This window comes from uncultured Thiocystis sp. (assembly GCF_903866365.1).
GTDB lineage: Bacteria > Pseudomonadota > Gammaproteobacteria > Chromatiales > Chromatiaceae > Chromatium.
The window spans coordinates 1-19,800 of sequence record NZ_CAIPNF010000231.1 but is presented as its reverse complement, the minus strand read 5'-3'; the positions used below and the strand labels follow the sequence as shown (position 1 = coordinate 19,800).

The following is a 19,800-nucleotide window of genomic DNA, read 5'->3' as shown; positions in this document are numbered from 1 at the left end:
GCTACAAATAGCCTAATTGATCGACCCCAAAGGGCGTGGGCGTCAATCCGAGACGCGCGAAGCTGTCGTTCTCGGTGCAGACGTTGCCCTCCATCAGCATCTGAAGCTGATCGCGCGAGATCGGGAACCAGGAATATCGATCGAACACCCCGGCGACGGCCTGAACCGCCAGCGCCGGGGCCGGCACCATGAGCTTGGTCTTGCCGGACGCGGCGGCGATGGTGCTGAGGATCGCCTTCCAGGTGTAGCGCTGGGGTCCGCACAGGCTGTAGGTCTGGGACTCGGTGCGCGACTCGGTCAGGGCAAGGACAAAAGCATTCGCCACATCGCCGACGCTGACCGGCGCCAGTTCGAATGCGCCGGCGCCCGTGGGCAGCAGACCCTTGAAAAAGAGCGGCGCGGGCATGGGACTGTCGATGATGTCCTTCTTGAGCTGCGAACAGAATTCCATGCGCCCCTGGGGATCGCCGAAGATCACCGAGGGCCGGAAGATGGTCCAGCGCAGCGCCGACGCCTTGAGCGCCAGTTCGGCCTGATATTTGGTGCGCTGATAGGGCGTGCCGTCGGCGCGAATCCCGTTCGCGCTCATCAGCAGGAAGCGCCCCACGCCGATCGCCTGCGCGGCGGCGATAGTGTCGACCACGCCCTGGTGCTGAAGCGCCTCGAAGGTGATGCCGCGCGCGGGAAACTCGCGCAGGATGCCGATCAGATAGATCACGGCATCGGCGCCGGCGAGACAGTCGGTCAGGGTCGCGGGATCCCCGACATGTCCGTGAACGAGCTCGCAGTCCGCGGCTTGTTCGAGCTTGTCCTCGCTGCCTGGGCGCACCACCAGCCGAGGAACATGCCCGGCGGCGAGCAACTGCCGCACCAGGTGGAAGCCGACGAATCCGGTACCGCCGATCACTGCAACTTTCATGACGATGAACTCCTGAGCGATGACGTCAACCGTGTCCGGCACGAGATGCCTGGTGGCGAGTGGCCGGAGCCGCTGAGTCGCTCATGGCGATCGGCGAGACGCGGTCGAGGCGATAAGAAACTCGGACATAAGGTCTGAACAACGTCAGTCAAGACCGTTCATCGACATCGCGCGACACGCGCAATGGGAAGAACCGGGAGCGGAAGTCAACGGCCGACGGCCTGTGCCACGGGCAGGAGCGCTGGACGCACGGGGGCCAGACTTAGAATATGTTGCCGGCGCAAGCGACGGACATTGCGGCCCGCGGCATTGAATACCTCGCGGATGGCCTCGCCGGCGGTTTTACGGGCATCCCGCACCACCACCTGACGACCGGCGCCGACCTTGGCGCTCAATTCGCAGCGGACACGATGTCCGTGCAGCGGGTCGAACTCTTCTTGAATGGTGACCTGGACATCGACCTGCCCATCGGGGAACCGGGCCGCGAACTTCATGGCCTCGGATTCGATCTGACGACGGATATCGGCATCCAGTGCGAGCGTATCCCCGCCTATTTTCATGAGCATGCTTGACGTTCTCCATAAGCTCGACCGACTGCCGCTTGCGATGCCGCGTTGCAGGGACCGAGTGGAACGGGTGAGGGCATTATTGCCTCGGTGGATTGTGTCGCCGGGGTGTCTCTGGGAGCGGAAGGCGCGGGACGAGACCTGGCGCGACGCTTGAATCATGGCGGTCGATCGCGCGAAAAGCAAGGCGGGAAAGTGTTTTGACGCAAAATCACTCGAACAGATCGCGGAACGCCCTGGCGAATGTCTTGTAGGCATCCCAGCCGTCCCGGTCCATGACCTGATCGATCACCCAGCGGTTTTCCTGGCTGACGCCCATCAGTGCCTGGATCTCGAACCCCAGGTGACGCAGCAGCGCATAGCTGGGGCCGTCGGCGTCAAACTGAAATTCGGCATATTCGTCCGAACGCTCGTTCAGCCGGGCGATGAAGGGGCCGCCATAGTCGCCGGGTCCGAGCAGATCCTGGCTGTTGTCCTGGACATGCCCGAAGACTTTCCTGGCGAACTCGGTGATCAGGATCCGGCGATCCGCGTCGTGCAGCGGACCGTGCGAAAGCCGATCGGCGACCTGGATCAGGAACACCAGATATTCCTGAATCACCCGCAGACGCTGTTCGTCGCTCGCGTAGACGAAACGCTCGCAGTGCAGATTGATGGCCTTTTCCATGGCGATCCGCCAAGCGATAAACGCCAGTGCGCTGGCAATCTCCGGGAGCGACCGCTGCCGCTCCTCGTCCTGCCAATGACTTTTGATGCGCAGCGCCATGCGATCCTCCAGTGCGATGTTTAGAACAATGGCGTTGTAAACTGTATTTGACCTTCGCCACTCACTCTCGTGACAATCGTCGAGTCGTTGATCCGTTACGAAGATGCTTCCATGATGACTGCCGTCGAACACACTGCCCCACCCCTGCCAACCATCCGGGAAGTCAAGCCCGGGAGTTTCATCTTCGCCCGCCCGCTGGCCTTGCCGCCGGCCTTTTGCGCGGCGGTGATCGAGCGCTTCGAGGCGCATCCCGAACATCAGTACGCCGGTCGCGTCGGACAACTGCGCACCGAGGATCCCGGCATCAAGCGCACCACCGATCTGGTCGTCAGCAACAAACCCGACTGGAAGGACGTGGACCAGATGTTCTTTCGCTCGCTGGCGGCGGCGATCAAGGAGTTTCGCGAGACCTTCGCCTATTTCAAGGGGCCGTTCAAGGACGAAGGCTACCAGGTCCAGCGTTATCTGCCCGGCGAGTATTACCACTGGCATATCGACAGCGGCAGCCATGAACTGAGCCAGCGGCAACTGGTCGCGCTCTGGTATCTGAACGACGTGCCGGGACCGGGTGGCGAAACCGATTTTCTGCATCAGGGGGTGATCGTGCGGCCTGAATGCGGCACGCTGGTGCTTTTCCCGCCCTTCTGGACCCACGAACACCGCGCCGCGACCCTCCGGACCGGCGCGAAATACATCGCGACCACCTGGGTGATCTTCGCCTGATGACCGATACCGCGCCCACCCTGCTCGCCATCCTGGAACTTGGCGGTTACCCGAACCTCGCGCCGCTTTACCGCTCGCTGGGTTTCGCGGTTGAGATCGTCACGTCCGTTCGTCTCTTGGCACATGATTGGTCACGGTGGGACCGACATAGAGCTGGCGCGGACGGGCGATCTTATTGCCCAGTGTCTGCGACTGTTCCCACCAGTGGGCAATCCAGCCCGGTAGCCGACCCATCGAAAACATGACAGTGAACATATTGGTCGGAATGCCCACCGCGCGCATGATGATACCGCTATAGAAATCGACGTTGGGATAGAGCTGACGATCGATGAAATAGGGATCTTCCAGCGCGATTTCTTCCAGCCGGCGCGCGATGTCGAGCAGCGGATCCTGGATCCCGAGCGTGGGCAGCAGACGCTCCGCCACGTTCGCCAGCATCCGCGCGCGCGGATCGAAGTTCTTGTAGACCCGGTGACCGAAGCCCATCAGACGCACCTTGCTGTCCTTGTCTTTCGCCATGCGCACGTAGTCTTCCGGGCTGATGTGGCCCCGGTGGATCTGGTCGAGCATCTCCAGCACCGCGACATTGGCCCCGCCGTGCAGCGGGCCCCAGAGCGCGCAGACGCCCGCCGCGCAGGCGGCAAAGAGATTGGCCTGACTGGAGCCGACCATGCGCACGGTGGACGTCGAACAGTTCTGCTCGTGATCGGCGTGCAGCAGCAGGACCAGATTGATGGCGTCGCGCACCACCGGCTCGCAGAAATGCTCCGCGTAGGGCTGCGAGAACATCATGTGCAGGAAATTAGGCACATACCGCAGGCCGGGGTCGGGATAGATATACGGCTGCCCGATGGAATGGCGATAGGCATAGGCGGCGATGGTGCGGATCTTGCTGATGAGCCCGGCGGCGGCGACCCGAAAGTGCGCCTCGTCTTCCAGATCGAAGGATTCCGGATGGAAGCAGGACAGCGCGTTGATCATGGCCGAGAGGATCGCCATTGGCGGGGCCGAGCGCGGGAAGCCCTCGAAGTGGTGCTTCATGCTCTCATCGAGATTGGCGCAGGCCGTCAGGTCCGAGGCGAAGCTCTGGTATTCCGCGTCGCTCGGCAGATGACCGAAGATCAGCAGCCAGGCCACCTCGACAAAATTCGGCCCCTCCTCGAACTGCTCGATGGGAATCCCGCGATAACGCAGGATGCCGTTCTCTCCATCGATGAAGGTGATGGCGCTTCGACAACTGCCGGTGTTGCCGTAGCCGGGGTCAAGCGTGATGTATCCCGTTCGCGCCCGCAGATCCTGGATATCGATGGCGCGTTCGCCCTCGGTGCCTTCGCGGATGGGAAACCGGTACTGCTGGTCGTCCAGGATCAGGGTCGCTTCATCGGACATGACCTAGCTCTCCGAAACTACTTTATCGTAGAAACCCAGGAAATCGTCCGGGGTCGGACCCTCTCGCCACTCGATCGCGGTGCGGGGGTGCTGGTTGAGCTGACCGGTGATGTTGTAAGGGATCGACGGCCCCCAATCCAGTTCCTTGCGCAAGGGTAGCAGGTAGTTCTGGATCATCTCGATGATCGGACGCACCTCGAACTTGGGATTGCGCAGGAAGCCGAGCAGGATCTCGGTATGACAGTTGCCCGCGCCGCGACCGAAACCGAACATGGTGGAATCGACCCGGTTGCAGCCCAGAATGATGGCCTCGATGGTATTGGCAAAGGCCAGTTGCAGGTTGTTGTGAGCGTGGATGCCGATCTCCTTGCCCGTCCCTTCCAGCGCTGCCGTGTACTTTTTATAGAGCCGATCCACCTGCTCGCGGTAGAGATAGCCGAAGCTGTCGACGATCACCATGGTGGTGGCCGGCGTGGGCGCGATGGCCTCCAGGACGGTATCGATTTCTTCTTCCGTAATGCCGGACACGGCCATCAGGTTCGAGGTCGCCTCGTAGCCCAGTTCGGTCGCGTGATGGATCATCTCCACCGCCTCCGAGACCTGGTGCGCATAGTAGGCGACACGGATCGTCGAGAGCGGACTCTCGGCGGCGGGAACCAGTTGCGTCTCCCAATCGCTTTTGCCAGCATCGGCCATCGCCGCGAGCTTGAGCCCGGTCTTGACCGGATCGTGATCGCCCACCACGCGGCGCAGATCCGCCTCGTCGCAATGACGCCAGGGGCCGAATTTGTCCTTGGGGAAAACCTTCGGCGAATTTTTGTAACCGATCTCCATGTAGTCGATGCCGGCCTCGACGCAGGCACGATAGGCGGCCTTCACGAAATCGTCGGTGAATTGATGGGCGTTTACCAGCCCGCCGTCCCGGATGGTGCAGTCGAGCACCTTGAGTTCGGGTCGGAAGGTGATCCAGGGGGCCTTTTCGGACATCGATTTACTCCGCGCGATCATTGAGTGGAGCGTCAGGATCCGAGGATGGCGCGCGTCGCAAGTCCCCATCATCGCACTCCCCGGGAGGAACATGGCTGGGATGAGGGAATGGCGGCGCGAGACAGGAAAACGTTCGAGCGGCATCCTGACACTTGTCGAGCTATTTTGAGCCCAAGGGGCCGTCCGAGCAAACGGATGTGAAAAGGCGGCCCGGAACCGGGTGGGGCGCGACCGCAAACCGCCGGTCATCCAACGGCAATCAAGTCGACGCAAAGCTGCCACGGGATGGTCATGCTCAGGCGCTATCCTGCTACGGATTTCGCCAACCGACTTTGGTGATGGGCCGCGACGCCGCATTACCGGGAGCCACACTCTGAACACGCCAGCGACCACGACCACTGCGACCAAGGCCACCCCGACGCTCGCCGACCGCATCGACCAAAATGTCTTCAACGCGATCTATTCCCGCGCGCTGGTCTACAACACCTGCTGGGAAGATCCGGCGGTGGACCGGATGGCGCTCAATCTCACGCCCGACGACACCCTGCTGGTGATCACCAGCGCCGGCTGCAACGTGCTCGACTATGCCCTGACCGGCCCCCGGCGCATCCACGCGGTCGACGCCAATCCGCGTCAGAACGCACTGCTCGAACTCAAGATCGCGGGCATCCGCCGCCTGAATCACGCGGATTTTTTCGCCGTCTTCGGCCACGGCTATCATCCTGAATTCCGGGAGATCTACCGCGACGCGCTGCGCGAGGAGCTGTCGCCCTCCGCGCTCGCCTTCTGGGACCGGCGCGCCGCCTGGTTCGGCAACCCGAACGGCAGCTTCTATTTCCATGGTCTGTCCGGGATCGTCGCGCGTCTCTTCCAGACCTATCTGAAGGCGCGTCCGCGCCTGGCCGCCAGCGTGCGGGAGCTGTTCGAGACCAGCACGCTCGACGATCAGCGCCATGTCTACGACACGCGGGTGCAGCCCCTGATCTGGACTCCGAGCGTCAACTGGACGCTCTCGCGCCAGCTCACCATGAGCATGCTCGGGGTGCCGCATCCGCAGCGCAAGGAGGTTCAGGCCCAGCACGCCCACGGGGTCGCCGGATTCGTGCGCGAGTCGATCGAATACGTGTTTCGCCAATTGCCGCTCTCGACCAATTATTTCTGGTCGGTCTATGTGCGTGGACGCTACAGCGAGCAGTGCTGTCCCGAATATCTCAAACGCGAGAACTTCGCGGCGCTGAAGGCGGGACTCGTCGACCGGATCGAGCTGCACACCTCGACCGTCACCGACTTCCTGCGCGGCGGCGAGGAACCTATCTCGCGCTTCGTGCTGCTCGATCACATGGACTGGATGAGTTCCTACTATCCGGAGGCGCTGGAGGAGGAATGGCTCGCCATCCTCTCGCGGGCGACCGCCAATGCCCGGATGATCTTCCGCAGCGCCCATGCCGCGCCGACCTATCTCGATCGGATCGAGCTTGGCGCGACCCGCACGCCGCTGCGCGACCATCTGGAGTTTCATCCGGAACTGGCGCGCGAACTCAGTCTGCTCGACCGCGTCCACACCTATGCCGGCTTTCACATCGCCGACGTGCGCGCATGATCGCCGACGATGCCCGCGTCCTGTTCCGTCTGCTGCGCGGACAACCCCGGCGCGGCTCGCACGCCGAGCGACTGCAAGCCTTCTATGGTCCGCAGGCCGGGGATTACGACCGCTTCCGCGAACGTTTGCTCCAGGGACGAGACGAATTGGTGGGGTTGCTCGATCCGCCGCCTGGGTCGCGGATTCTCGAACTGGGCGGCGGGACCGGACGCAACCTGATGTCGTTCGGCGCGCGGCTCGACGATTTCGCCAGCGTCGAACTGGTCGACCTCTGTCCCGCCTTGCTGGACCAGGCGCGCCAACGCACCGCGGGGATGGCGAACGTGCGCGTGATCGAGGCGGATGCCACCACCTATCGGCCGGACATCCCGCCGGATGTCGTCTATTTTTCCTATTCGCTGACCATGATCCCCGACTGGCGCGGGGCTATCGCCAATGCGGTCGAGATGCTGCGTCCGGGCGGTACGCTCGGCGTCGTCGATTTCTATGTGTCGGACGCCGCCGGCGGACCGGGCAAGGTAAGTCACGACCCCTTCACCCGCTGGTTCTGGCCACGCTGGTTCGGACACGATGGCGTGCACCCGAACCCGGAGCAGCTGCGTTTGCTGCGGCACTTGCTCCCCGCTCATGACGTGCGGGAACGGCGCGCCCCGGTGCCCTACCTGCCAGGCTTGCGAGTGCCCTACTATCTGTTTGTGGGACGGCGTTCAGGCGGGGCGTCTGGCTGACGCCCGCTCGTCGGACAACACCTTCATCACCTCGTCGCACCACTTGAGCGTCTCCAGATAGGTACGCGCGTATTCGTCGGTAGGGATGTCGCCACTCTCCAGCGCCTCCCAATGGCCCTGTTCGTACTCGATCACCTGTCGGAGCAGTTCCCCCTGGGGGCCTTCCCGGTCCAGCAGGGCCAGTTTGATCGGCAGACTCAGACTCAGATGGTCGAGCAGGTCCGGCATCTCGCTATCCAGAAGCGCGTCGAGAATCGACAGCAGACCCACGATGAACATCTGGTGCTGGATCTCGGGCAAAAAGCGTTCGGCCAGCCGCTCGCACATGCGGGCTCGGATCATGCCGGTGACGATCAACTCGCGGGGCTTGCCATTGGCCACCTGCCCCATGAGAATCAGACAGGCCCAGTCCCGGATGCGTTTGAGACCGATCAGGGTCATGGCCTCCCGCAGCGATTCGATCTCGCGCCGCCGGGCGAAGGTCGCGCTGTTGACGTAGCGCAGCAGTTTGTAGGTCAAAACCACATCCTGGGCGAGAATGCGCTCCAAATCCCGCAACTCGACATCAGGATCCTCCAACTGCTGAATCAATCGCAGCACCACCGCCTGGTTGGAGGCTAGGCTTCGCTGTTCGATGGTCTTCGGACGGCAATAGAAAAAGCCCTGAAAATAGTCGAATCCCAGTGCTTTGCAACTTTCATGGAGCGCCTGGGTCTCCACCTTTGCCGCCACGGCGCGCGCGCCATGCGCATGCGCGAGATCAATCCGTCGCCGAAGCCACTCTGGATCATGCTTGAGTACATCGAGCTTGATATAGTCCGCCATCGCCAGCAAAGTCCCGTCATTGGGGCCGTCGACGACATTGCCAAAGGAGAGTTTGTGCCCAGCCGCCTTGAGCCGGGTCAGCCCCGCGATCACCTGATCGTCCGGCTCTACGTCGTCCGGCAGTTCCAGCACCACCTGCCCCTCGAAGAAGGGCGACAGGGACTCGTCGACGATCAAACGGCGCGTCATCCTCACAAACGCAAGCGCGCTGCCCACCAAGGTATCGAGACCGATATGCAGAAAACTCGCGAGAATCACTGATAATGACGCCAGATCCGTATCCTCGATCCGGGCGCGTTCCACGCAGGCGTGGCGGTACCGGAGTTCATAGCCGATCACACCCATGTCATGATCGTAGATCGGCTGCCGGGCGATCAAAAAATCCTGTGTATCATGGCTTTCGCTTAAATCGGTCATGGTCGTCTCCGAACGGAAGCGATGGCTGAGATGGCGCGGTTGGATCCGGATTGTCGAATCGCCGATCGCGGCGGGCGTTTGGCGAAACCGGCAAGGTTCGCCGCCGACCGGATCATGGCTGTAATTTCACGCACTGGGGCGCGATCCATGGTATCTCCGCCGTTTCTGCCAAACTGACAATCTCAACAACAGAGTTCAAACAGTTCAATGTGGATCCAACACCGACGATCATTCAGCCTCGCCGCGGCGGTCGCGTTGACGTTTCCATCGGCTTGGGCGGCCGATCCGCCGGCGATATCCGCCGCGTCTTCAGACGATGGACGTCCGGCGGAGATGACGCTGGGCGCGTATCGCGATCTGTCGGCGAGTCAGTCCCGTCATTATGACCGCACGCAGGATATTTCTCCCCGGCAGATGCTCATGCTGCTGGAGGTGTCCGAGCGCACCGGGGCGAATCTGGGGCAGGCGCTCGCGACCGGCGAGATGGAAAGCGCCGCGACCTGGAACGACCACGTCCGCCCCACGCTGCAAAATGGCCGCCTGGGATCGGCGACCGGGGTCTGGCAGTTCCAGCCCGCGACCTTCCATCGCATCCTCAAACGCTTCGGAACGCAACTCCTGGCGGCAAGCGAGACCGCCGCGGACCGCGAACGACTGGATCTCGGGGATGGGCCGTTTACCGACGCGACGGTGCGCCGCCTGATTCAGGACACGGTGGACGGCAAACGGGGCGAGGGCGACGAGGAACTCCAACTCCTGCGTCACAACTTCGCGGTGCTGGCCTTTGCGAAACACTACCTGAGTCTTGACTCCGGTGCCACCACGCCGGAAGAGGATTATCTGTATCATTTTTTAGGGGCGGGAGAGGGTAGACGGGTGCTGGCGCTGGCACGAGGCGAGGCGCGCGATACCCTCTGCGTCAAGCCGGTCGAGGTGCCCGTTCCGTTTCCCGACACCGCGCTGGCGCTGGCGGCCGACCTCGGCGAGAGCGCCATCGTGCGCGCGCAAACCACCCGACAGACCTTGCCGTTGGCGAACCTCGAACCGACTTCGCGGTCGACGGTTACCCTACAAGAACGCCGTCCGGTGTCGTTGCTGCGGGGACTGGAAAGCCGGCAGATGCACATGGCGGACACCGAGCGACGCACCACGGTGACGGCCGGGGGAACCCTGGCGACGCCAACGGCGATCCTCGAACCCGCGCTGTTCTCCTCGCGCGAATTTTCGATCCAGCCGTCGATTTCAGCCGAGTGGGGGCTGCCCGCCGACTCGCCCACCGTGACGGGCAACCCGGGGATGTTCTATCGCGACGGCAAAGGACAAAGCCAGCCCTATACCTGGGCGGAGTTCATGGAGCATCTGGCCCGGCGCGTTCGGGCCGACCGCCAGCCGGCGCTGGTGAGGGCCAAATATGGGGCCGGATTCGATTTGAAGGGAGGCGATCTGCCGGAACAGGCATTCAATCCGCAGCAGACCTCTAAAGCCGCCGAGTTTTTCCATGAGAACGGCGCGACCGCGCGGCTGCCCGAGACGCTGCTGACCAGTACCCTGAACCAGGATGAAACCCGGCGGTATCGACAGCGCCTCGCCGCCTTGATCAGCCAGGGCGAGGATCGACCGCTGGAGACCCTGCCGCCGGAGACCCTGTCCGCGCTCCAACACCTGCGGCTGCTGCCCCCCGGCACGGACGCGTCCCAACCGGCGGTGCGGCAGGCTTTGCAGCGTTTCCGCGCGCTGGTCGGCAAGGACGCGCCGGACGACCCGGCACAGGCCAGCCGGCTGATGCCCGCCGAACGGATTGCGCTCGAACTCTATGCTCGGCGTCTCGCCAGATATGCCGCCCTACAAACTCGCCAGCAGGCGGCTTTGGGCGATGCCCCGGATCTGAATCGCATCAAAAAAATGCCGGCGAGGGCGCGGCGGTCAGCCGCTGTTCACCTGGCGACGGTGCAGACGGCGCTGGCCGAGCAGGGACTGCTGACGCCGCCGACCCGAAAGTCCGTCTGGCGTGACAAAAAACGCAAGAAACACGTGAGCCACAAAACGCTCCCTTTCGCCGGCGCGCCAGACCAGGCGACCGTGGCGGCGCTCGACGCGTTCCAGTGGCGCCAGGGCCTGCGGAAAACGGGGGGCGTATTGGATGCGGTGACGCTGCGCCTGCTGGGTCTGCCGCCGCTGGAACCGGAAATCGTGCTGCCCCTGTCCGGCCCGCAATGCGTCATCGTGGCCGAGGCGGCTCCGCTGTGCGCGCTCCCGACCGAATGTCAGTGGAGCGATCTTGACGACCTCATCCCGCCCCGGCCGTGTTCCTTGCAGATGAATTAAGCCTCCGGCCGTCCCGCCGCCTCGCGCGGCGGTTTCTTCTCGCTTCGTGGATGCTGGGCGTGCGCGGATCGCCCCTGTCGGCGTGAACCGGGACAGGCATCGAGGGTGCGCCGAAGACTTCAAGACGGCGAATCCGGCGCCGCCAGCAAGGCCATCCGAACCAGCTCCGCCAGCGAGTCGGCGCGCATTTTCTCCATCACGCGCGCTCGATGGGCCTCGACGGTCTTGGCGCTGACTCCGAGCGCGGTGGCGATTTCCCGGTTGGATTTCCCCTCGGTCACCATGGCCATGACCTCGTGCTCGCGCGGGGTCAATTCCGCCAATCGGATGGCGATATCGGCCTTCGCGGAACGGTTGGCCCGATGTTTCCGATCGAACTCCAGGGCGTTGCGGATACTGCGCAGCAGATCCTCGTCGTGAAAGGGTTTTTCGATGAAATCCACCGCGCCTGCTTTCATGGCCTTGACCGCCATCGCCACGTCGCCGTGACCGGTGATGAGGATCACCGGCAGCCGATAGCCCTGGCGCGCCAGATAACCCTGTAATTCCAGCCCGCTCATGCCGGGCATCCGCACGTCCAGCAACAAACAGCCGGCGCGGCCAGGGTAATAGCTGGCAAGAAAGACATCGGCGGACTCATAGGTCTGAACCGACATTCCGGTCGATTCGATCAGCCATTGCAGCGAGGTTCGCATGGCCTGGTCATCGTCGACGACGAAGACGGTCGCATCATTGGTCATTTTCGTTTAGGTTTCCAGCCGCTCGGTTTGGCCGCCCTCGGTCTCCTGGATGGGGGACGAAAGCGGCAGGGTCATATGAAAGGCCGATCCGTGACCCAGTTCCGACTCGGCCCAGATCCGCCCCTCATGGTTCTCGACGATGGTCTGACTGATCGCCAGGCCCATCCCCATCCCGCTCTTTTTCGTGGTCACAAAGGGGTCGAACAGCCCCGCGAGACGTTCCCGCGAGATCCCCGGTCCCGTATCCTCGACCACCACCCAGGCGTCGCCGTCGCGTGTCCCGGTGCGGATCCGCAACCGACGCCGATCTTCCGAGCACTCTTCCAGCGCATCGAGCGCGTTGCCGACCAGATTCAGAAGCACCTGCTCGACCTGAACCAGATCGACCTGGACCGGAATGGTCTCCGAGGCCAGGTCAAGTTGCATCTGGATGCCGAGCCGGTTGGTCTCGAATTCCAGGAACGACATGACTTCCCGCACCAAGTGATTCAAGTCTGTCCGCGCACGCACGGGTGGCTGCTTACCGACCAGCGCGCGCAGCCGCTTGATGATCTCGCTGGCGCGCTGAGCCTGCGCCGTGATCTGACTCATGGCGCCGACCAGTTCCGCGGTCTGGCCGGCACCGCCCTGCAGGCGTCGGCTGCAGCCGTTGGCATAGTTGACGATGGCCGACAGCGGTTGGTTGAGTTCATGGGCCATGCCGGTGGCGACCTCGCCCATGGTGCTGAGCCGACAGACATGGACCAGCTCGGCCTGATGCTGACGGGATTCCTGCTCGGCGCGGCGCACGGCGGTGATGTCGCGGGCATAAATATTCACGTAGCCAAGATCGCGGATCGGCGCGAGCAGCAGCGAATAGACCTGACCCGCAAGGTCGAGTTCCCGTTCGAGTGGCTGGCCGGTCCCCAATGCCAGCGCCACCGCGTCGCACCATTCCTCGGGCAGGCGAACGCCTGGATCCGCCCGCCAGGCAAGCAGCAGCGGACGACTGGCGTTGTTGGCGTAGACGATCAGTCCCTCCGCCGTCACGCGCATGATTGGGTTCGGGCTTTCGCTCGCGAAACGGGCCAGGCTCTTGATCTCCTGTTCCGCCAGCTTGCGGCTGGAGATGTCATGAATGTACAGCGTATAAAAACGTTCATCGTCCAACTCGATCGGCGCGATGGAGATTTCCACTGGAAGCTCCACGCCATCCGTGCGCAGGGCGATCAATTCGCCGCGCCCCTGGGGCTTGCGATGCAGATGACGGGAGCGGTCGAGCAGGCGCTTGAAGGCGGGGCGGGCAACATCGGGCAGAAACCGCTCCGAGAAGGACGCCCCGATCGTCTCCTGACGCTCCTGTCCGAATAACCGCTCCGCCGCCGGATTGAATTCGATGATCTGGCCGGCGTGGTCCAAGGTAACGATGGCATCCAGGGAAGCCTCCATCATCGCCGCCTTGAGCGCCTCGCTCTCGCGCATCGCGGCCTGATGTTGACGGCTCATCTCCTCGCGGGCGGTGAGCACCAGCTGCGTGAAATGCTGGATCCAATCCTCCAGCAGCAGGAGCTGGTTGCCCGCGCGATGAAAACCGGGCTCGGCGATACCCAGCGCCCGCTGGGAGAAGCGGGTCATGCGCTTGAGAACCTTGTTCAGGCGCGAGGACACCAGATAGATGACGGCGGTAAAGACGCCGATGAAGACCGTGGCCGCGATGAAGCGCTGGCGGCGCTCGAAGATCCGTACATGACGCGACATCCTCTCCACCACGGTATGCGGCACGAAGGTCGCGAAGAGCGGATTGGAGTCGGACCCCTCATACTCGGCCAGGGATTGGGAGGTGATCACATAAGCGTCGTTCCAGTCGCTCAGCAGACTGCCCGGAATCAAGGCGTCCGCATCGACGCTCGCCACGATCCGCTGGTCGTCGCTATCGACCAGCGCGACCGCCGCGCGACCCACGTCGAGCCCGCGCTGCGAGGCAGCCAGAAAGGTCTCGTCGACCGGAACCAGCACGACCAGATAGCCCATGACGTTGTCGTCGGCATCCTCGATCGCATCGCTGTTCATCAGATAGAGTCGGTCGCCGACCCGTTCGATCACCGAAAGCACCGCATGCCGGTCCAGGAATTGCGAGTTCACGCCGGTCGCGAATTCTTCCGGCAGCGGGTCATCTCCGGCCTGGAAGACTTCCCGTACCCGCCCCCGTGAATCCGTCAAGAGAACATGGCTCGGCGGACTCAGCACCGCTGGCTCGAAAACGTCGGGTAGCCACTGCGGGCGAAATTTCCGATCAACGATCGGGGTAAACGTCTCGTTCCCGGACCGAAACCATGGTTCCAAATACTCGGAAAGACGTCGGTGATTGGCGAGCAGCCGCGTCATTGCACTGTAACTCGACAGATGTCGGTCAAAACGAATCAGGCTCTCGCGCGCGCGCAGGTCGAGCTGGATGCGCAATTCCTGTGCAAAGATCTTGTCGACCTGGCGGCTTTGGATCTGATCGAGGATACTCCAGACCGCAATACCCGCGGCCAGGCCGACCAGAATGGCGATCCATGGCATGGGTAGCTGTCGCAAAAGCTTAAACAAAAATGGTTTAATAATGATTCGTTTCACCATAGCGGCTTCCGTCCGAAGCTATCGATCATCAACCATTCGGCAGTAGAAACCATGGAATTCGATGTCACCCTAGCCAAGCAGCCTTCACTCTTCCGACGCCTCGGCGCGATGCTCTACGATAGCGTACTGTTGTTGGGCGTTCTGATCCTCGCCACCGCCATCGTCGCCATCCCCTACGAGATCGTCGTCGGCGCGAAAGTCTATGAAGCGACACTCCCGCTCGCACTGATGCGTCTTTATCTACTCTCCGTCGTCGCGGCATTCTACGTCTACTTCTGGATGCGTGGCGGTCAGACGCTTGGCATGCGCGCCTGGCGCTTCCGGGTCATCGGCGACGATGGCGCCAATCTGCGGCTCGGCAGTGCGCTCCAGCGTTTCGGCTGGGCCATTCTCAGTCTGCTGCCAGCGGGCCTTGGTTTCTGGTGGAGCCTGATTGACCGGGACCGACTCGCCTGGCATGACCGCAAGTCGCACAGCCGGCTGGTGATGCTGGAGAAAAGCGCGGGGAAGGCGTCCTGAAACAGGCAACCCTGGACCGCGAGGTTGGGAGTCTCCACCCTGAAGGGCGGAGATGATGTCAACCCACCCGTCTCAGCAACAGCAGCGCCCCGGAAATGAACAGCAGGGGCGGCGCAATGGCCGCGAGGAACGGATTCATCCCGAACAGGAGCGCCAGATAGGCAAAGGTGCGGCTGACCAGATAGTAGAGCATCCCGACCAGCACGCCGGCCAGGATGCGCCGTCCCATCCCGGTGCTGCGCGAGGATCCGAGCAGCAAGGGGGTCGCGATCAGGATCATCGACAGGGTGAGGATCGGATGGACGACCTTGCCCCAGAAGGCCACTTCGTAAACCCCGGAGTCCTGTTTGTTGATCGACATGAAGCGGATGTATTTGTAGAGTCCCCAGATGGGAAGTGCGTGCGGATCGGCGACGATGACCTTGAGTAACCCCGGATCCAGCATCGAGTCCCAGCCGGCCTGGGCGATCCGCTCGACTACGACGCCCGCCGCGCTGACGTGGCTACGCGCGATGTCTTCCAGCACCCATCGACCGTCCCGATAGCGGGCGCCGGCCGCGTGGGTCGCGATCAGGGTTCCCTGGGCGGGATCCACGCGATAGATGAAGATGTCGCGCAGGCTGGTGCCGGAACGGATCTCGCGGATATTCACATAGGATCCGTCGTCGATCGCCCAGAAACCGTCGGGGGTCCGCTGGGCCACGTCGCCCGACAGTGCCTGCCGGCGCAGTTCCACCCCGCGCTGTTCCGCCAGCGGGGCCAGCACCTCACCCATCAGAACGGCAATCGCGGCCAGCAGCAGACCGCCCAGCAGGCCCGCGCGGACGATTTGCCCGACCGAGATGCCGGCGGCGCGCATGGCGACCAGTTCCGAACGACTGGCCAGCGAGCCCAGCCCGATCAGCGCGCCGATCAGGGTCGCGATCGGGAAGATCTGGTAGGCGTAACGGGGCAGACTCAGGAGCATGAACAAGAGCGCATCCGCCAGACCGTAGCGCTCGACGCCGATCGCATCGAGTTCGTCGGCCAGAATCACGACCCCCAGCAGCGGCAGCAGGACGCCCAGCGTCAGCAGGGTGCCGCCAATCACCGCCCAGGCAAGATAGCGATCGAGGATTTTCACGACGACCAGGCCCCGTCATTCGATAGACTCTATGCACTTCATCCTATCATTACTGTCTCTCAGCCACTTCAGGCTGATGCCACGCTGATCACGCCTCGTCAGGAGCCCCACGATGGAATTCACGATGAAAACCGGCGACCTCGCCACCCAGAAAACGCCCTGCCTCATCCTCGGGGTCTTCGAAAAACAGCCGCTCGCCGGCCCCGCCGAGGCCGTGGATATTGCGAGCGGCGGTCGGTTGAGCGAACTTTGGAAAAAGGGCGATCTCGATGGCGAGGCCGGTCGGACCCTGATGCTCTACGACCTCCCCGGTCTCGCCGCCGAGCGGGTGCTGCTGATCGATTTCGGCAAACCCCAGGAGTGCAACCGGACCAACTATCGCAAGACGCTCGCCGCCGCCGTCGCCACTCTCCAGCAGACCCAGGCAGGTGAGGCCGTGCTGGCGCTCCCGGCGACGCTGCCAGCGGGCATGGATCTCTACGCGGCCATCCGCGACGCGGTGATGACCGCCGAGGACAGGGTCTATCGTTACACCCGGACCAGGGAAGACAAAAAGGCGCCCAAGACGCCGCTCGGACAACTGACGCTGTGGGTGCCGAGCGAACCGGATCTGGCCATTGCCGAACACGCCATCCAGCATGGCGCGGCCATGGCGGCGGGCGTCAACCTGGCTCGGGAATTGGGCAACCTGCCGGGCAATCTCTGCACGCCCACCTATCTGGCCGATCAGGCGGTGGATCTCGCTAGCCGTTACGACGCGCTCAAGGTCGAGGTCCTCGACGAGGCCGCCATGGCTGAATTGAAAATGGGGGCACTGCTGTCGGTCTCGCGCGGCAGCCGCCAACCGGCCAAGCTGATCGTGATGGAGTATCGAGGGGGGGCGACCGACGCCAAGCCGATCGTGCTCGTGGGCAAGGGGCTGACCTTCGACGCCGGCGGCATTTCGATCAAGCCCGCCGCCGAGATGGACGAGATGAAATACGACATGTGCGGCGGCGCCAGCGTCATCGGCGCCATGCGCGCCGTCTGCGAACTGGGTCTGCCCATCCATCTGGTGGGCGTGGTGCCCGCGTCCGAGAATCTGCCGGACGGCGACGCCAATAAACCCGGGGACATCGTCACCAGCATGTCGGGGCAGACCATCGAGATCCTCAATACCGATGCCGAGGGCCGTCTGATCCTCTGCGACGCGCTGACTTACTGCAAGCGTTTCGATCCCGCCCTGGTGATCGACCTCGCCACCCTGACCGGCGCCTGCGTGGTCGCGCTGGGCAAGCATGCCGCTGGGCTCTTCACCGCGGACGACCAACTGGCCGCGGAGATCCAGCGGGCCGGCGAATCGGTTGGCGACCGCGCCTGGCGTCTGCCGCTGTGGGAGGACTATCAGCAGCAGCTCGACAGCAATTTCGCCGACATGGCCAATGTCGGGGGCCGCGAGGCCGGGGCCATCACCGCCGCCTGTTTTTTGGCGCGCTACACCAAGGATTATCCCTGGGCGCATCTGGACATCGCGGGCGTGGCCTGGGTCGGCGGCAAGGAAAAGGGCGGGACGGGTCGACCGGTGGCGCTGCTCACTCAGCTTTTGCTGGAACGGAGCGGGGTGTTGGAGCCTTAGGGCGTGTCATCAATTGGGCGTCGATCATCGTTTGATCCATAATTGAAGATACAAGAGTGGGTAGAACGGCCACGGTATGACGCCGAATGATTGGCGCGGACGCCGATTGGCCGTGAAACTAATCGACCACCCCCAGCAATTCTCATTTTGGCGACTTCACCCTGTTCCTGGCTTCGGCGGCGGCGCCGGTTCAACGCTTTTCAGCATGAACGTCATCAGGTCTGTCCAACTCTCAAAGCACAAGTAACTGGTGAGGGTTCGGAGGTCGCTGAACAAGCGTTGGCGTGCGGGCAGCTTCTGGCGCAGGAGTTGATCCTGGTCATCCATCCACTCCAACACCGTGTGGACCAGGAAGGCCAGGATGATGAGGCGGGCCAGGAGAGATGCTGCTGACCATGGCCATCATGGTGTTCGAAATGGTCTCCCTTGGTCTTGAGGATATTGTCGTTTTCGTTTTCGATCTTCCAACGGCTGCGCCCGGCCGCGATGACGGGCGCCACCGCCGTGTCATTCCAGGACAGGGAGGTGGCAAAACTGTTGCGATAAAGAGTGGTGCCCTGTTCATCGGTGGCGGTCAGTTCACGCCAGTTTGCCAGGAACGCACCCTTGCCATCGCGCAGGGGGATCTCGTCGGCATCGCGATCGGTATCGATCTCGCCCCGTCGCCCATTCCAGCGCGTCTGCGTCAGGGTCCGCACGCTGCCGCTGCGCGGGAGAAACGCCAGCCAGTCCTCCACGGTCGCCTGGGAGCTGGGCTTGCAGACCGGAATGAAATTCAGGTGTTGCCCCAACCCCTCGCGACAGAACGGCTCATGGCAGAACCGGTCGTCGCCCAACACGGTGACGTGCAACGGGCTCAAGGTGGCGCCGTTCGCGGCCAACCAGCGCTTGGCGGCATTGCGTTCACCGTCCTGTTTCTGCGCCCCATCCTGCGGACGGACACACTCCGGTGCGAGCGCGATCACCTTGTCCAGTCCCGGTTTCCCCAGGACCGGTGTCAGCGCGGGATGGACGTCGCGCACGTGACCGTTGGCCTGCTCACGGGTCGAACCGTGCTGACAATGATCAGCCAAATTCAGAACACTGGGACCAAAGGGGACGCTCAAGACAACGATTCCGATCAAGGGTGGTCAGGAACTCTAGCGCGTCGAGGCCAAAATAAGAATTGCTGCCTGGACCAGCGCCTGCAACAGGCCGAGCAAGAGATCGCGGTGCTCAACCAGCGCGGGCGTGGCCACAAGCGCCTGAATGAAGCGCAGGCGCGTGCGGCCGTGGATACCATTATGGCGCGACATCAGGTGTTGACCCTCCTGGTCGTTGAGTACCAGGTGGACACCCACACCACCCGCACACGGGCCTACCTCGGGCGTCCTGCCCGAGACGTCACCACGGTCAGCGTGACTATGCGTACGCGCCGCGACCCCGTGGCGTATGAGGCGACCGTGCGGGGCTTGGGCTGGCGGGTGTTCGTGAGCAACGACCTCGCCCTGGAGGTGGGCGAGGCGGTGCTTGCCGACCGCGAGGAATCCCTCATCGAGCGCGGCTTCAACCGCTTGCGCGGCAAGCTCCTGGGCTTGACGCCGTTGTACCGGTGTTCGACCACCCGCCTCAAGAGCCTCATCCGCCTCCTCGCCATCGGCCTGCGGGTCTTGGTCTTGTGCCTGGTCGAGTTCACGGTGCGCGAGGCCTTGCAGGCGAAGGCCGAAACGCTGGATCGCCTCGACGCGGGAAACCCCAAACGGGCGACCGCCAGGCCGACCACCGAGACGATGCTCAGAACCTTTACCGGCATCCGCCTGATCGTGGTCAGCCTCGGCGGCACGAACTGGCACAGCATGACCCCACTGAAAGCGGTGCAGTCGCGCATTGTCGGCTTGCTCGGATTTCCGGAAACCATTGATCAAGGGCTGGGTATGCAATCCGAGGACGCGGCTTTCAAAATGGGCGAACCGTGAGT

At 63.1% G+C, this 19,800-nt stretch carries 16 protein-coding genes; 7 read left to right on the top strand and 9 right to left on the bottom strand.

The annotated features are described in order from the left end of the window. Position 1 precedes the first annotated feature (1 nt). The 3 genes from QZY07_RS12885 to QZY07_RS12875 all read right to left on the bottom strand — a co-directional run bounded on the left by QZY07_RS12885 (position 2) and on the right by QZY07_RS12875 (position 2,251). The gene (locus tag QZY07_RS12885) at positions 2-919 is read right to left on the bottom strand and encodes an NAD(P)H-binding protein (protein WP_295403243.1); all 918 of its coding nucleotides are present in this window, start codon (positions 917-919) and stop codon (positions 2-4) included. A 206-nt stretch (positions 920-1,125) separates the two neighbouring features. After that, positions 1,126-1,485: an HPF/RaiA family ribosome-associated protein gene (locus QZY07_RS12880; protein WP_295403241.1), complete on the bottom strand. Its 360-nt coding sequence runs from the start codon at positions 1,483-1,485 to the stop codon at positions 1,126-1,128. Between the two features lie 211 nt (positions 1,486-1,696). Further along, a complete protein-coding gene (locus tag QZY07_RS12875) occupies positions 1,697-2,251 on the bottom strand; it encodes a hypothetical protein (protein ID WP_295403238.1) in 555 nt (184 codons plus the stop codon). Positions 2,252-2,362: 111 nt separating this feature from the next. On the opposite strand from QZY07_RS12875, the gene QZY07_RS12870 reads away from it, so the two are divergent. Continuing rightward, the gene (locus QZY07_RS12870; protein ID WP_295403235.1) at positions 2,363-2,974 is read left to right on the top strand and encodes a 2OG-Fe(II) oxygenase; all 612 of its coding nucleotides are present in this window, start codon (positions 2,363-2,365) and stop codon (positions 2,972-2,974) included. Positions 2,975-3,073: 99 nt separating this feature from the next. Here QZY07_RS12870 and QZY07_RS12865 read toward each other — a convergent pair whose 3' ends face one another. Both QZY07_RS12865 and QZY07_RS12860 read right to left on the bottom strand, forming a co-directional pair. Next, positions 3,074-4,363, bottom strand: a complete 1,290-nt coding sequence (locus QZY07_RS12865; protein WP_295403233.1) for a citrate synthase — start codon at positions 4,361-4,363, stop codon at positions 3,074-3,076. Between the two features lie 3 nt (positions 4,364-4,366). Next, positions 4,367-5,350 (bottom strand): aldolase catalytic domain-containing protein, encoded by a 984-nt coding sequence (locus tag QZY07_RS12860; protein WP_295403230.1) that lies wholly within the window; start codon positions 5,348-5,350, stop codon positions 4,367-4,369. Between the two features lie 220 nt (positions 5,351-5,570). On the opposite strand from QZY07_RS12860, the gene QZY07_RS12855 reads away from it, so the two are divergent. Together QZY07_RS12855 and QZY07_RS12850 are read left to right on the top strand one after the other, a co-directional pair. Next, on the top strand, positions 5,571-6,950 hold the full coding sequence (locus QZY07_RS12855) for a BtaA family protein (RefSeq protein ID WP_295403227.1): 1,380 nt from the start codon (positions 5,571-5,573) through the stop codon (positions 6,948-6,950). Next, on the top strand, positions 6,947-7,678 hold the full coding sequence (locus tag QZY07_RS12850; RefSeq protein ID WP_295403224.1) for a class I SAM-dependent methyltransferase: 732 nt from the start codon (positions 6,947-6,949) through the stop codon (positions 7,676-7,678). Before QZY07_RS12855 ends, QZY07_RS12850 begins: the two co-directional genes overlap by 4 nt. Here the strand turns inward: QZY07_RS12850 and QZY07_RS12845 are convergent. Further along, positions 7,658-8,920 carry an HDOD domain-containing protein gene (locus tag QZY07_RS12845; protein WP_295403223.1) on the bottom strand — a complete coding sequence of 421 codons (1,263 nt, stop codon included), beginning with the start codon at positions 8,918-8,920 and terminating at the stop codon, positions 7,658-7,660. The genes QZY07_RS12850 and QZY07_RS12845 overlap by 21 nt on opposite strands. A gap of 333 nt (positions 8,921-9,253) precedes the next feature. Between QZY07_RS12845 and QZY07_RS12840 the strand changes: the two genes are divergently transcribed. Next, positions 9,254-11,245: a peptidoglycan-binding protein gene (locus QZY07_RS12840; protein WP_295403220.1), complete on the top strand. Its 1,992-nt coding sequence runs from the start codon at positions 9,254-9,256 to the stop codon at positions 11,243-11,245. 119 nt (positions 11,246-11,364) lie between these two features. Here QZY07_RS12840 and QZY07_RS12835 read toward each other — a convergent pair whose 3' ends face one another. Continuing rightward, positions 11,365-11,985, bottom strand: a complete 621-nt coding sequence (locus QZY07_RS12835) for a response regulator transcription factor (protein WP_295403218.1) — start codon at positions 11,983-11,985, stop codon at positions 11,365-11,367. Positions 11,986-11,991: 6 nt separating this feature from the next. Then, on the bottom strand, positions 11,992-14,529 hold the full coding sequence (locus tag QZY07_RS12830; protein WP_295403215.1) for an ATP-binding protein: 2,538 nt from the start codon (positions 14,527-14,529) through the stop codon (positions 11,992-11,994). A 108-nt stretch (positions 14,530-14,637) separates the two neighbouring features. Between QZY07_RS12830 and QZY07_RS12825 the strand changes: the two genes are divergently transcribed. Next, the gene (locus QZY07_RS12825; RefSeq protein WP_295403212.1) at positions 14,638-15,105 is read left to right on the top strand and encodes an RDD family protein; all 468 of its coding nucleotides are present in this window, start codon (positions 14,638-14,640) and stop codon (positions 15,103-15,105) included. Positions 15,106-15,163: 58 nt separating this feature from the next. Here the strand turns inward: QZY07_RS12825 and lptG are convergent, their stop codons facing one another. Further along, on the bottom strand, positions 15,164-16,228 hold the full coding sequence (gene lptG / locus QZY07_RS12820; RefSeq protein ID WP_295403209.1) for an LPS export ABC transporter permease LptG: 1,065 nt from the start codon (positions 16,226-16,228) through the stop codon (positions 15,164-15,166). A gap of 112 nt (positions 16,229-16,340) precedes the next feature. Between lptG and QZY07_RS12815 the strand changes: the two genes are divergently transcribed. Both QZY07_RS12815 and QZY07_RS12810 read left to right on the top strand, forming a co-directional pair. Next, on the top strand, positions 16,341-17,843 hold the full coding sequence (locus tag QZY07_RS12815) for a leucyl aminopeptidase (RefSeq protein WP_295403206.1): 1,503 nt from the start codon (positions 16,341-16,343) through the stop codon (positions 17,841-17,843). A gap of 383 nt (positions 17,844-18,226) precedes the next feature. Beyond that, positions 18,227-19,798, top strand: a complete 1,572-nt coding sequence (locus QZY07_RS12810; protein ID WP_295403203.1) for a hypothetical protein — start codon at positions 18,227-18,229, stop codon at positions 19,796-19,798. Positions 19,799-19,800 lie beyond the last annotated feature (2 nt).